Annotated in this window: 9 protein-coding genes; 3 read left to right on the forward strand and 6 right to left on the reverse strand. The window is 63.5% G+C overall.

Going from position 1 to position 12,668, the window contains the following annotated elements:
- Window positions 1-268: 268 nt before the first annotated feature.
- Genes FB475_RS19465 through FB475_RS19480 form a run of 4 tightly spaced genes read right to left on the reverse strand, consistent with a single transcriptional unit; the run spans window position 269 to window position 7,351 of the window.
- Entirely contained in the window at window positions 269-3,211 is a 2,943-nt protein-coding gene (locus tag FB475_RS19465; protein ID WP_141857641.1) for a type I restriction endonuclease subunit R, read from the reverse strand.
- Complete coding sequence (locus tag FB475_RS19470; RefSeq protein ID WP_141857642.1) at window positions 3,208-4,362, reverse strand: restriction endonuclease subunit S; 1,155 nt, start codon at window positions 4,360-4,362, stop codon at window positions 3,208-3,210. Before FB475_RS19470 ends, FB475_RS19465 begins: the two co-directional genes overlap by 4 nt.
- Window positions 4,359-5,852 carry a type I restriction-modification system subunit M gene (locus FB475_RS19475; protein WP_141857643.1) on the reverse strand — a complete coding sequence of 498 codons (1,494 nt, stop codon included), beginning with the start codon at window positions 5,850-5,852 and terminating at the stop codon, window positions 4,359-4,361. The genes FB475_RS19470 and FB475_RS19475 overlap by 4 nt, the downstream gene beginning before the upstream one ends.
- The gene (locus FB475_RS19480) at window positions 5,849-7,351 is read right to left on the reverse strand and encodes a type I restriction-modification system subunit M (RefSeq protein ID WP_202878369.1); all 1,503 of its coding nucleotides are present in this window, start codon (window positions 7,349-7,351) and stop codon (window positions 5,849-5,851) included. Before FB475_RS19480 ends, FB475_RS19475 begins: the two co-directional genes overlap by 4 nt.
- A 1,963-nt stretch (window positions 7,352-9,314) precedes the next feature.
- On the opposite strand from FB475_RS19480, the gene FB475_RS19485 reads away from it, so the two are divergent.
- A complete protein-coding gene (locus FB475_RS19485; RefSeq protein ID WP_185759308.1) occupies window positions 9,315-10,628 on the forward strand; it encodes an MBL fold metallo-hydrolase in 1,314 nt (437 codons plus the stop codon).
- A gap of 38 nt (window positions 10,629-10,666) precedes the next feature.
- Here the strand turns inward: FB475_RS19485 and FB475_RS19490 are convergent, their stop codons facing one another.
- Entirely contained in the window at window positions 10,667-11,116 is a 450-nt protein-coding gene (locus FB475_RS19490) for a winged helix-turn-helix transcriptional regulator (RefSeq protein WP_141857646.1), read from the reverse strand.
- A 56-nt stretch (window positions 11,117-11,172) separates the two neighbouring features.
- Here FB475_RS19490 and FB475_RS19495 point away from each other — a divergent pair, with 56 nt between their 5' ends.
- Window positions 11,173-11,544: a tRNA-binding protein gene (locus tag FB475_RS19495; RefSeq protein ID WP_141857647.1), complete on the forward strand. Its 372-nt coding sequence runs from the start codon at window positions 11,173-11,175 to the stop codon at window positions 11,542-11,544.
- Window positions 11,545-11,554: 10 nt separating this feature from the next.
- Here FB475_RS19495 and FB475_RS19500 read toward each other — a convergent pair whose 3' ends face one another.
- A complete protein-coding gene (locus FB475_RS19500) occupies window positions 11,555-12,142 on the reverse strand; it encodes a TIGR03086 family metal-binding protein (protein WP_238332232.1) in 588 nt (195 codons plus the stop codon).
- A gap of 52 nt (window positions 12,143-12,194) precedes the next feature.
- On the opposite strand from FB475_RS19500, the gene FB475_RS19505 reads away from it, so the two are divergent.
- Window positions 12,195-12,614 (forward strand): MarR family winged helix-turn-helix transcriptional regulator, encoded by a 420-nt coding sequence (locus tag FB475_RS19505; protein WP_141857649.1) that lies wholly within the window; start codon window positions 12,195-12,197, stop codon window positions 12,612-12,614.
- Window positions 12,615-12,668 lie beyond the last annotated feature (54 nt).

Raw genomic sequence — 12,668 nt, forward strand, 5'->3', positions numbered from 1 at the left:
GAAGCTGCACGCCGCGGCCGAGCATCTCCCGTCGGTGCTCGCGGCCGACGAGGCCGAAGGCTGGTCGCCCCTGGGTACCTGCTGAGCAAAGAAGTTTATCAACGCTGGGGGTGGAAGAAGGTCGGCACCACGCAGACGTACGCATACTGGCCCGTTGAAAACATCGGCGTCCTTGCGTTGCACGACAGCAAGCCCACCTGACCTCTCGAAGAAAGGCCAACCGTCGGTTCGGTATGTCCCAACTCGTGTCGGCAGCGGTTGAAGGGCGTCAGTAGTACTCGCGCACGTAGCCGAGTGCCTTCTCGAAAACGTCGTTGTCGCGGATCTTGAACTGGACATACAGGGTCTTGCGGAGGGCCTGCCGGACCTCTTGATCGCCGCGGATTGTTGACTGCCAGCCTTCGAAGCGGACTCCGCGGACGACCTCGTCGATACGGTTGACGATGTTCTCGACGATAATTGGCGTGTCGTCGCCCTTCAGAGCCTCGAACAGTTCGGTCAGCGCCGCCTTACCCTGTTCTTCGCGGGGGATTTCGTTCACGGTCTTCTCAGCCGCCACGGTGTCGCGGGCCAACTCCAGCAACTCGCGCAGGAAGTCGAGGCTGGAGTGCTGTATGTCGGCGTACTTCTCACGCAGGGCGTTGAGTCGCCGTCCCAGCTCAATGAATACCGGGTTGTTGAGGTGGCGCGCGATGCGCGCTGTGATCTGCTGCTCGATCTCCTCGATCGGCACATCCTTGCGTCCGCCTGTCATCAAGTCTTCGACCGTCTGGGCGTCGAGGACGATTGTCTCGGTGCCCTGTGGGATCTCGACCTGAACGTGCTCATTGATCAGATCGATCGTCTTGGCCCCGAGGGCGTGCCACACGAGCCGGCCGGCGATGTCGGAGGGACGCACCGACTCGTATACGTCGGACAGCCACCGGTAGTCGTCTCGGTAGGCCGCGAGCATGGGGTCGGGACTGAGAGCCTCCCAGAGCTGGCAGACGACACTGTACGCCAACCCGAAGGCATCCTTCGTCACGTCGTCGGCGATCGCCGACTGAGCCTGGACCAGGCCCTCGTATCCACCGACGGTGCGGTCAACCCCTGGAAAGAACGCGAGTGCTGCGGTCATGGCGGGGGCGAGCTGCTGCTTGAGTTCCTCGATGTTCGACACGACCTGCTGTACGGCGCGGTCATCGAAGGCCAGCGACTTGGCGACGTCGTCGAAGATGCCGAGGTAGTCGACGATCAGACCATGGGTCTTGTCGGGCGGGTAGACCCGGTTAGTCCGGGTGATCGCCTGAAGGAGTGTGTGCTCCTTGAGCGGCCTGTCGAGGTACTGGCAGTACAGGATCGGCGCATCGAAGCCCGTCAGCAGCTTTGCGGTGACGATGATGATCCTGAGCGGGTCAGTAGAGTCATTGAATCGGGTGACGACCTGCTCGAGCTCGTCGGCGCCCGGGGTCCACTTCGCCCACACAGGTGAATCCCCACGAGACTTCGACATCACGATCGTTGACGCCTCGCTGCCGAGATGCTTGTCTAGCTCGTCTTTGTAGGCAACACAGGATGCCTTGTCGTACGCGACGACCTGCGCCTTGAAGCCCTGCGGCTCGACCTTCGCCCGGAAGTGTTCTGCGATGTCAGCGGCGATCTTTGCGATGCGCGACGGGGTCTTGATCAGGACCTCGATGGAGGCGGCCTTCTTCGACAGGGTGATCTTGTCGGTCTCGGCCAGGTCGCGGTCCGCCGACAGTTCCGCGAATGCTGCGTCGATCGCCTCCTGGTCGATGTGGATCTCCGACAAGCGCGGCTCGAAGTGCAATCGCAGCGTTGCGCCGTCGCGGATCGATTCTTGGAACGAGTAGCGCGACAGGTAACCACCCTCATCTTCAGGCGATCCGAACCACATGAATGTGTTGCGATCGCGCTTGTTGATCGGCGTTCCCGTGAGTCCGAAGAGGAAGGCGTTTGGTAACGCCTCGCGCATCTTCAGCCCGTAGTCGCCCTCCTGTGAGCGATGAGCCTCGTCGACCATTGCAATGATGTTGTCGCGCGCATCGAGCACGCCCTGCGCCTCACCGAATTTCTGGATCGTGGTGATGATGACCTTCCGCGCACCCTGGCTCAGCAGCGTCTGTAGCTGGGCGCGCGAGTCGGTCGAGACCAATCCGGGAACGTCCGACGCGTTGAATGTGCCGGTGATCTGAGTATCCAGGTCGATCCTGTCCACCACGATCAGAATGGTCGGGCTGGTCAGCTCAGCCATCGCGCGCAACTTCAGTGCGGTGAACACCATTAGCAGCGACTTGCCAGACCCCTGGAAGTGCCAGATCAGGCCCTGCTTGATCTTGCCGTGCAGAACACGATCGACGATGAGGTTGGTCGCCTGGAACTGCTGGAACCGGGCGATGATCTTGATCTTGCGGTGCTGCTTGTCGGTCGCGTAGATCGTGAAGAAGCGCAGGAAGTCCAGCACCGCGTGAGGCTTGAGGACCCCCTCGACGGCCTCCCTGACGGCGGCGAGTCCGATCTTGGCCGGTGCATCCTCATCAGTGGCTTGCGCACGCCACGGTCCCCACAGTTCGACCGGCATCCCGACCGTGCCGTAGCGGAAGTCCTTACCCTCCGTAGCGAACGAGAACACGTTTGGCACGAAGAACTGCGGCACGCTCCGCTCATAGTCATCGTGGATCTGCGCCGCGCCGTCGATCCACGTGTAGGCCGGCCGAATCGGCGTCTTCGCCTCTCCCACCACGAGCGGAAGGCCGTTGCACCAAAGCACCAGGTCGAAGCGCTTCTCCAAGCGGCCTTGCTTGAATGTGACCTCGGTCGACACCATCCAGTGGTTCGACGAATCATCACTGACGTGATCGAAGTCGATCAGCCGGACCGTGGTGTGCTCACCGTTCGGACCGAACGGCATCGACTTCTGCCCGGTCAGCCACGCCATGAACTCCTCGTTTGCCACCACCGGGTGTGGTGCAGTGCGAGCGGAGAGCAGGATCGCGCGGAGGTTGTAGATGACCTCGTCAGCCTTGGCCGGGTCGGCCTCGATCTCCGGGTTGAGGCTGATCAGTGCAGCCTTTAGGGCGCCTTCAAGCATCACCTCATCGGTACGGCGTGGCAGTTCGCTGCCGGGCACGAATTGGATATCGATGGAGCTAATCAGGTCCCGGATGTAGTCGCGCACGGAGTTGGCTTCGTTGAATGGGGATCTGTTCATTCAAAGACCTTTTGCAAGATTGCGGACTTGATTGCATCGAGGCTCTGGATCTCAAGCTTCAGCGAAGTGGCCGCCAATGTCATTGACCCGTATGCATGGGCGAATCTGTGCTGACCGTCCGCTTCGAGGTCGGGCAACTCGACAGCGCCGAGAATTTTCTGATTGATCGAGGGGACGACACCCTCATTTCGCGAGTCGCTGAGTTTCACCTCCGAGAGCCACGCCCAAAGGAAGTCAGTGTCAACTTTCGTCGGATGAACTATCAGAAAGTGATCGTCTACGAGGCATGGTTCGGCGACAATTCGACGGCGTTCAGCGTTCAGTGCGGCGCCGGTCCGAACCGTCACGACGTCCCCCGGCTCAGCGAGTCGGGCGCCCATTCCAGCAGCGTCTTCTGATGTGATCCAGTTCGGCGTCGACGTAAGTAAACGCTCATTTCCAGGCGAGTCGAGGTCGCTCACCTTGAAGAATGGGTAGTCGCCATCGGGTCGCCCCTGCAACCGGACCGGGAAACCCTGCCCATTTCGAATCGTTGCTACGTCCGCGAGTCGCTTCGTCGACCGCGTGCTGGCCTTCAGCGAAAGGAAGTGTGCGCGGCGGGCATCGAGTGTCGCGCACACCTTCTGTCCCAACGCGCGGCGGTGGCGCTCGACCGCCCAGAGCAGGTCAGCGATGCGCTTCTGCTCGTGGAGGGGCGGGATGTCGAACTCGTATGCGGCCAGCTCGCCCCAGTTCAGGTAGGGGTTGACTGAACCACGAGAGTTGGCGATCGCATACGTGTGGAAGGTCTCGGACGAAAGGACGAAGGGAAGGAACTCCTGCAGAAGTGCGCCCTGGTCGAGGGTCTCGAGCACGAAAGTCTTCTCGCCGGTGATCCCGACGAACTCTGGGACGGCGACCTTTCGCAAGTACGTCCGTCTGGAGACGTAGAGAACGTGGTTGGCCTTGAATCGCTTGTAGAACATCGGCCCGATGGGGTCCCGACCGATGACGCCCCAGTCGGTGATTGCGAGACTGCCACTCGGGATGTGTTCACCGGCAAGGAACCTATCTAACCCTGAGGTCTCGGCATCGACGCGGTCGGTGACGTGGCGAACCACGTCGCGAAGTGCCACGCGTTTCCAAGTTGACTTCTCGATGTCGAGACTCATGCTGACACCTCCGCTCGAAGTAGCGCGAGGACATCGGCGATCGCAACGTCAGAGTCCTGCGCGGCGACGCGCCAGTCGGCCAGCGCGCCGGATACATCAATCTGCTCGGCTCCGTTGGCTTCCGTGGCTTCCGCGACGTACAGGGGGATGGCGAGGCTGTAAGCCTTTTCCGCGATCTGGTTGAGCGTTGCGACTGCGGCAAAGCCATCCTGGTCCTCGAAGGCATGGTAGGCACTGAGGATCTTGTGTTGATGTGTCTCGCGAAGAAATGACTGCGTCTGCTCCCGCGCAACCTCGCCGACAGCGTTGATCAGAAGCACCTTTCCCCTTCGCTCCGGCGGCTTGGCAGCGCGGAGAATGACCACACTCGCTGGCATCGGCGAGTTGTAGAACAAACCCTCGCCGAGGCCCAGCACACACTCGACTAGATCTGACCTCACCAGCACCTCGCGCAGCGCTGCTTCATCTCTTCGAAAAAGCACGCCATGTGGGAAGAGGATCGCGGCGCGGCCTGTCTTGGGGTTCAGGCTCCTGGCGATGTGCTGGAAGAACGCATAGTCAGCGCGTCCCTGCGGTGGAACTCCCCATATGTTGCGGCCGAAGGCGTCTTTTGCGAAGGCGTCTCTGTTCCATGCCTTGATGGAGTAGGGCGGGTTAGCCAACACAACATCGAATGTCCGCAAGCCGCCGTTGGAGTTCAGGAACGCCGGCCGAGCGAGTGTGTCGCCATGGGCTATGCGGCCGTCGGTGATTCCGTGCAGGAAGAGGTTCATACGGGCGATCGCAGATGTCCCGTGGTTGAGTTCCTGCCCGTACAGACGCAGGTTACGCCACTCCTTGCCCTGTCGCCTCAGCTCGGCGGCGGTGGAGATGAGCATGCCGCCGGTCCCGCACGTGGGATCGTAGACCGACTCACCCGGCTGAGGCTCCAGCATTAGCGTCATCAGGTGTACCAGCGTGCGGTTGGTGTAGAACTCCTGTGCTGTGTGGCCGGAGTCGTCGGCGAACTTCTTGATCAGGTACTCATAGCCGTTGCCAAGTTCGTCCTCGGGCAGATTTGCGATGGAGAGCGTCTTGGTGGAGAAGTGCTCGATCAGATCCGAGAGCGTCGAGTCAGGGAGCAGGTTCTTGTTGCCCCAATCGCCGTCGCCGAAAACGCCGGGAAGCGTGTCGGGGTTGGCGGACTCGATCGCGCGCATGGCCTTGAGAATCGTGGTCCCGATGTCGGTGATGACTGAGCGGATGTCGTCCCAGTGGCAGCCGTTCGGGATGGCGAAGCGGTGGTTCTCGGGCAAATCGGCCAGCGTCTCGTCGCCGTAGACCTTCATCGCGGCAGCATGCTCCTCGTCGTAGACGTCGGAGATCCGCTTCAGAAAGACGAGCGGGAAGATGTACTGCTTGTAGTCGCCAGCATCGATTAGGCCGCGTAGCACGATGGCCGCGCCCCATAGGTAGGACTCCAGTTCGCGCTGGGTGATGCGAGTGCTCATGCCGACATTCCCCACTTCGCGAGCTCGGTCTCCAACGCAGCCCGGGTCTCCGCGGCCTTCGCGTGAGCGGCTTCAAGGTTCGCCAACGCGTCCGCGAGGGTCAGCCTCTCGCCGGCATCGGCGGGAGCGACGTAGAGGGGGATGTTGAGGTTGTAGTCGTTGCCGGCGATCTCGTCGCGCGTGCTCACGTGGGCGAGACCGTCGATGGCGTCGTAGTAGCGGTAGGCGTCGAGCAGCTGCTGGGCATGCTCCGGCTCGAGGGCGTTCTGGTTGCGCCCGCGCTTGAATAGCGCGTCGCCGTTGATGAAGAGAACCCTATCTTGCTTCTCAGCCGGCTTGTTGAGGCGGAGGATCAGCACGCAGGCAGCCAGGCCGGTGCCGTAGAACAGATTGGGCGCCAGTCCGATCACGGCGTCGACGACGTCCGCCTTGATGACGTGGGTGCGGATCCGTCCCTCGGCGCCTTGTCGGAACAGGGCGCCCTGGGGCAGGACGACTGCGACCCTGCCCGTCTCGGGGCGGGCGGAGGTAAGCATGTGCTGGACCCAGGCCCAGTCGGCGTACCCCTTCGGTGGAACACCGCCAAGCTCGTTGCGACCCCACCTGTCGCTTGCCCACTCGGTCTCGCCCCAGTTCTTCAACGAGAATGGAGGGTTTGCGACGACGCAGTCGAACCGGGCCAGGTGGTTGCCCGTGTAGAACGCCGGCCTGCGGAGCGTGTCCTCCCGCACAATCCTGAAGTCCTCGACGCCGTGAAGCAGCAGGTTCATGCGGGCGATCGCGGAGGTAGCGAGCACCTTTTCTTGGCCGTAGAGCTTGCCCCACAGTGTCTTGGGACTGCCACCGGAGGCCTTCACGTGCTCGATGACCTCGATGAGCATGCCACCGGTGCCGCAGGCGGGATCATAGACGCTCTCGCTCTCCTGAGGGTCGAGGATATTGATCAGCAGGCCGACCACCGAGCGTGGGGTGTAGTACTCACCAGCCTTCTTGTTCGACTGGTCGGCGAAGCGCTTGATGAGGTACTCGTACGCGTTGCCGAACACGTCTGGTGCAACGGCCGCGTTGGACAGCGTCTTGGTCGAGAAGTGCTCTATCAGATCGGCCAGCCTGCGATCAGGAAGCTTGTCCTTGTTGGTCCAGTTGGCGTTTCCGAAGATGCCGTACAGCGTCTCCGGATTCGCCTTCTCGATCTCACGGAAGGCCGTCTGTAGGGCCGTGCCGATGTTCTGGGTGTGATTGCGGACGTCGCTCCACAGATTGCCGTCCGGGATCGCGAACCGGTGGTTCTCGGCGAATGCCGCGAACTCGTGGTCGCCACCGGACTCGTCGAGTGCTTGGGCGTACTCCTCCAGGTATACGTCACTGATCCGCTTGAAGAACATCAACGGGAAGATGTACGCCTTGAAGTCGGCCTGGTCGATGCTGCCGCGGAGCAAGTCCGCCGCCGTAGCGAGGTATCGCTCCAGCTCGGGCAGCGTGATTCGGTCGGTGGTCACTCGACTCCTTCGATCGTTGGCGGCCCCGTCCCCCATGGGCGGTAGGCTGCTCGATGTGTCCCGATGCCCCGGGCATCCAGCACCTTCAACGGGCTTGCCGACACTCCAGCTGCAAATTGTAGCGAAGCTGTCACAACATAACCTCGCCAACGCTGGTCATGGGAAGGCTTATGGCCTACAAGCCGAGGGATACAGGTGAATCTGATTCCAGCGACTCAGAACATCGCTCGGCTCCCGTTGCAGCTCATCGAAGTCGGCCCAATGGATCCGCGGTGGCTCGACATACGATCAGTTGCTTGCCGGGCAAGTCGCAAGAACAACCCGTACACCTCCCGTTGTCCCCAGTTCTGATGGCCGCGTGGTCACCATCTATCCTCCCCACCGCGAAGCTAACCGCTCAGCCCGACATTGGCCAGAGCTGGAAGAGGCGGATCCGGGTATGTTCCTAGGGCGGTACCCGACCTCCGTGGAATCGCACAATCCGCCCATCGTTTACTCCGTGAAATCAACAGAAGGCGATGGCTGTGTACAGTCACTCTTGCGTAGTCTGGTCGTGTGAATCCGCAGGTCACGGGTAGATTTGGCAATTGATGACAAATGATGAGCGTATTCTTGCCAGTTTCCGCGGATTGTGAGTTCGAGCCCTGCGGGGCCTGCCGTTTCTGCAGGTTGGGCGCAGATCTGCGCATCGACTGGGGCGGCAGGGCCGCCTTTACTAGGCGAATACGCAGAGTCCTCCTGGCGGGTGTCGTACGTACAGCGGCGCGGCGGTCGGCTGAGGTCGCGTAGCCGGTCTCAGTCGGTGAGGTCGGTTTGGTGAGCTGGTTTGACACCTTGGCCTGAACGGTGTTGGGGATCAGCGGGTCTGTGGCTGCGAACAGAGTCAGCGAGCAGGCGATGGTGTGTGCAGCCGCTCAGCCGGGTCCGGACGGCTACCTCGTTGGGTTGCGGGGAAGTTGAACTTCGCGGCGAGCGTGCGGAGGCGGTCCAAGCCCGAAACGGCGGCGACTCAGATCCCGTCTGGTGCGGTGGCTGCCTGGGCCTGCACCCCCGACGATCCGCGTCCGCGCGTGCGGCGAGACATGTTCGCCCGTGTGCCGCTGCGACGGTCGGCGTCTGGCCGCGGCCGGCACTCGAGCCCTGCCGCGGCGGCGACGCGCCGGCCGCGGTGGTGGGGATTTGCGACGGCCTGGTGCGGCGGTGAGTCGTGTGCCGCCTGCGCGAGCGGTCGGGTTCTGTCCGTCGTGGGCCGTCGGGTGGTTGGGGTGCGGAACCGGTGCTGGGTGGTGGTGGGCTGCCGGGATGTAAGGCGGTTGGATTAGTGGATTGCTTCATGAAAGTGACATGGCGTAGAGTCAATAGTGTGATGCAAGTTACTCGGGTGGGGTCGGAGCTCCGGCGCCAGTCTTGGGAGGCGTCGTCAGCGGGGCGGCCGGCGTGACGGCCTTCCATCGGGCTTGGTGTGTGGTCGCGGTGCCGGGCCCGCTCGTCGCTCGCATGTTGATCGCGTTCGGCCGGATCTGTGCTGGCCAGGTCGCGACGGGTCGAGACAAACAACCCCGGACTGTAAAGAACATCGATTGAATGGAGGACCAGCGTGTCCATCACCAGGAATCTTGAGATTGAAGCTCTCATGCAAGCGGCCGCTTGGCCGGATGCTGGGATGCGGACTGTGGTTGTGCTTGCGGGGTTGTTGCTTGGGGCCGGGCGGTTTGAGGAGGGGTTTGGGTTCTTCGACAAGCTGGCTGGGGAGCGGGAGGGGGAGGCGTTGCCGTTGGCTTTGGCTGGGGCGTTTCAGGTTGGGCTTGAAGGGCAGGCTGGGGAGGCGATTGCCAAGCTTGATGCTGCGGCCAAGCTTGAGTTCGGGCTTCCGCAGTACTTTCGGGGGACTTCGCTGGCGAGACTTCCCGGCTGTGGTGGGCGGGCGGAGACGGTGGTCGAGGATCTTGAGTTCGTCATTACCGTGAAGGACCGTCTGCCGGCCGGCTTCATGCGGGGCGTGTATGCCGGTCTGGTGCCTGCGTACGAACTGCTGGGTCGTACTGCGGACGCAGAGGCGGCGCGCGGCCGCTCGGGCCGGCTGCTCGCCGACTACTGGGGCAACCCCCGCGACGGGCTACGGTTCGGGCCGCCTCGGCTGGTGCAGCCCGCGCCCGGGGTGTACGTCGCTCAGGGCCACGACTTCAGTGACTTCGGATTCATCCTGACCGATGACGGGATCGTCGCCGTGGATGCGGCGAGTACGCCGGGCACCGTTGAGGGAGCGCTCCGCGAGCTGCGGAAGATCACCGATCTGCCGATCACGCACGTCGTACTGACACACGGCCACTGGGATCACATCGGCGGGCTGTCGGCGCTCGCCGGGGATGACGCCGAGGTGATCGCCCAAAAGAACTTCCCCGATGAGGTGCGCATGCAGCACACCGCCCCGCCGCCCTTCCCGTACCTGCTGCCCGACGAGCACGATCACCGGCTGCACGTCGAACCGGACCGGCTCGTGGCGGAGCCCGAGAAGCTCACGATCGGCGGTGTCGACATCGAACTCCTGCCGATCGCTGGCGGTGAGACGCACGACGGCCTCATCGTGAACCTGCCCGGCAAGGGCGTGGTGTTCACAGGGGACATGTCGATGCCGTACCTGGGCGCCCCGTTCTTCAGTGAGGGGTCGGCCGAAGGGCTGTTCGAGGCCATGCGGCTGGTCATCGACCTGAACCCGGACCTCCTGATCCACGGTCACACCGGGCTCACGCTGAACTTCACGATCGAGGCGTTCCCCGGGCTGCTGGCCGCGCTCGAGGACCTGCACGAGACGGTACTGGGCGCCATCGCGGACGGGCTCACCCTGGCGGAGATCCTGCAACTGAACCACCTGCCCGTCGTACTTCGTGAGCACCCCGCCGCCATCACCCCGTACCTCGCCACGCGGGACAACTTCATCCAGCGCGTGCACCGCCAGAACACCGGGTACTGGCACGCCCGCGGTGACGGTGTCGACGTCTTCACGCCGGAGGAGTGGGCCGCCGCGCTCGACCTGCTCGGGGGCGGTACCGACGAGGCATTCGTCAACGCCGTCACAGAACTCGTGCGTGGAAACGACCTCGCCCTCGCGTTGCGACTCGCGGACGCCGGACTACTCCGCCACCCCGCAGCCGGCGAACTCAAAAAGCTCAGGGCCCGGATCCTCGAAGGTCTCCTCGAGCGCCACCAGATGCTCAACCCGTTCAAGTTCGCCTACTACGCGGGGCTGGCCGACCTTCATCTCACCGCGGTCGAATAGCCCCGGGAGACCGGCTGCGCCAGTAAGGGTGCAGCCGGTCACGCAGCGCCGGGACCCGGCAGCAACTCAACGTCCATCGGTCCCAGGGAAGCGCCGCAGGTGTCGCAGGTGAAGCTGGGCGTCAACTCGCCACCGCAACCATGATGACGCGTGAGCAGCGGCGGCCCGTCCGGGCTGCGGTACTTGTCGCCCCACATCAGCAGCGACATCACCACAGGCCACAGGTCCAGCCCCTGCGGGGTCAGCCGGTACTCGTACCGGTCCGGCCGTGTCTGGTACAGCTCCCGCTCCAGGACCCCGGCCTCCACGAGCCGCGCGAGACGGTCCGACAGTACGTTGTGCGCGATCCCGAGCCGGGTCCGGAAGTCCTCGAAGCGCCGGGTCTTCATCAGCGCCTCACGAATCACCAGCAGCGTCCACCGGTCGCCGACCACCTCGAGTGCCCGGGCGATCGAACAAACCTGACCCTCGTACAAACGCGGAAGCATGGCCTCAGTGTAGTCGATTGTGTGAAACAATCGGCCGGGAAAACGGAAGGAGCGAGATGAGCACCAACGACGAGTTCACGGTGGCGCCGGTCAAGCCGACGGCCACCTTCGAGGATCTGGAGAAGCTCGATATCCGGGTCGGGTTCATCGAGCAGGTGCAGGACATTCCGAAGTCCGACAAGCTCGTCCGGCTGCTCGTCGACTTCGGCAGCTTCAAGCGAACCATTCTCGTCGGCCTCAAGCAGGAGCGGGAGGATCCGGCCGAGATCGAGGGCCGGCAGGCGCTCTTCGTCGTCAACCTCGCGCCGCGGAAGATGATGGGCGAACTGTCCGAGGGCATGATGTTCGACATCGGGTACGCCGACTCGATCACGCCCGTACTGGCGATGCCCGAGCGCGTCGTACCCAATGGGACCCGGGCCGGGTGAAACGTCGGTCTCAGTTCGGCCAGGCGGGGTTGCGGCCGAGGTAGGCGACGATCTGGTCGAGCGTGTCGTCGCCGGACCACGGGATGTCCGCCGCGAAGGCCGAGCCGGGTGTGAGCCGGACGTCGCCGGTCGGGACGATCTGGGCGACGGTGTGGGCGGCTTCCAGTACCTCGGGACGGAACGTCACCGTCGTACCGAGGGATTTCGCGACGTCCCAGCTGTGGACGACGTAGTCGATGAAGTGGAAGCTGATCGCCTGGCTGCCGGGGAAAGAGGCGCCGAACTCGGCGAGCGGGAAGATCCGCTCCGCCACCCCGGGCTGTGCGAACGAGTCCAGGACGTGCTCGGCGGACTCGGTGTACGCCTTCACCGGGTCGTCGCCGAGGTCGACGAGCTTCCAGATCGCGGGGTCGTCCTCGCCGCGGGAGGCGGCGGCGAATCCGTAGTGCTGGGTGGCCATGTGCGCGAGCAGACCGTAGAGCGTCCAGGCCCGGCAGGGGGTCGGCTTGGACAGATCGGCCTCGGTGGCGGTGCTGACGATCTCGATGCTGGTCCGGACGGCTTCGGCGTCCAGCGGGATGTAATCAATGGTAGGCATGCGCATATCGTAAGCGCTCGCATATGATTGCGCCAGTGCTACCTTTTTCGGCATGGCAACCGAGCGACCCGACCTGGCGGCGATGCTGGCTCCGCTCGTCCGGGACCTGATCGCGATCGAGCTGCCGATCCTGGCCGCGCACCACGTCTCGATGTGGGGCTACGTCGTACTCAATGCGCTCGACGACACCCCCGTGCGGACGCAGGCCGCGCTCGCGGAGGCGATCGGCGCGGACAAGTCGCGGATCATCGGCACCCTGGACGAGCTGCAGCGGGTCGGGTTGATCGAGCGTACTCCGGATCCGGACGACCGTCGGGTCCGGCTGCTCTCGATCACGGCTCAAGGCCGGAAGGTACGTCGTGCCGTCCGCAAGGACATCCAGGCAGTCGAGCTGCAGACCCTCGACGGCCTGCCGGCAGCTGATCGGAAGATGTTTCTCCGCCTGCTGCAGCAGTTGCACGCTTCACGCTGACGGTGGACCGCGTTCCCTCGCGCGGGTGATCCGGCGGCGAACAAGCCTCAACAA

Source organism: Kribbella jejuensis, assembly GCF_006715085.1.
In the GTDB taxonomy this organism is placed as follows: Bacteria; Actinomycetota; Actinomycetes; order Propionibacteriales; family Kribbellaceae; genus Kribbella; species Kribbella jejuensis.

Excerpts from the sequence above, each read along its gene's own strand:
- FB475_RS19490 (WP_141857646.1), bottom strand. The coding sequence starts at position 11,116 with ATGCTTCCGCGTTTGTACGAGGGTCAGGTTTGTTCGATCGCCCGGGCA.
- FB475_RS19465 (WP_141857641.1), bottom strand. The coding sequence starts at position 3,211 with ATGAACAGATCCCCATTCAACGAAGCCAACTCCGTGCGCGACTACATC.
- FB475_RS19505 (WP_141857649.1), top strand. The coding sequence starts at position 12,195 with ATGGCAACCGAGCGACCCGACCTGGCGGCGATGCTGGCTCCGCTCGTC.
- FB475_RS19500 (WP_238332232.1), bottom strand. The coding sequence starts at position 12,142 with ATGCCTACCATTGATTACATCCCGCTGGACGCCGAAGCCGTCCGGACC.
- FB475_RS19495 (WP_141857647.1), top strand. The coding sequence starts at position 11,173 with ATGAGCACCAACGACGAGTTCACGGTGGCGCCGGTCAAGCCGACGGCC.
- FB475_RS19470 (WP_141857642.1), bottom strand. The coding sequence starts at position 4,362 with ATGAGTCTCGACATCGAGAAGTCAACTTGGAAACGCGTGGCACTTCGC.
- FB475_RS19475 (WP_141857643.1), bottom strand. The coding sequence starts at position 5,852 with ATGAGCACTCGCATCACCCAGCGCGAACTGGAGTCCTACCTATGGGGC.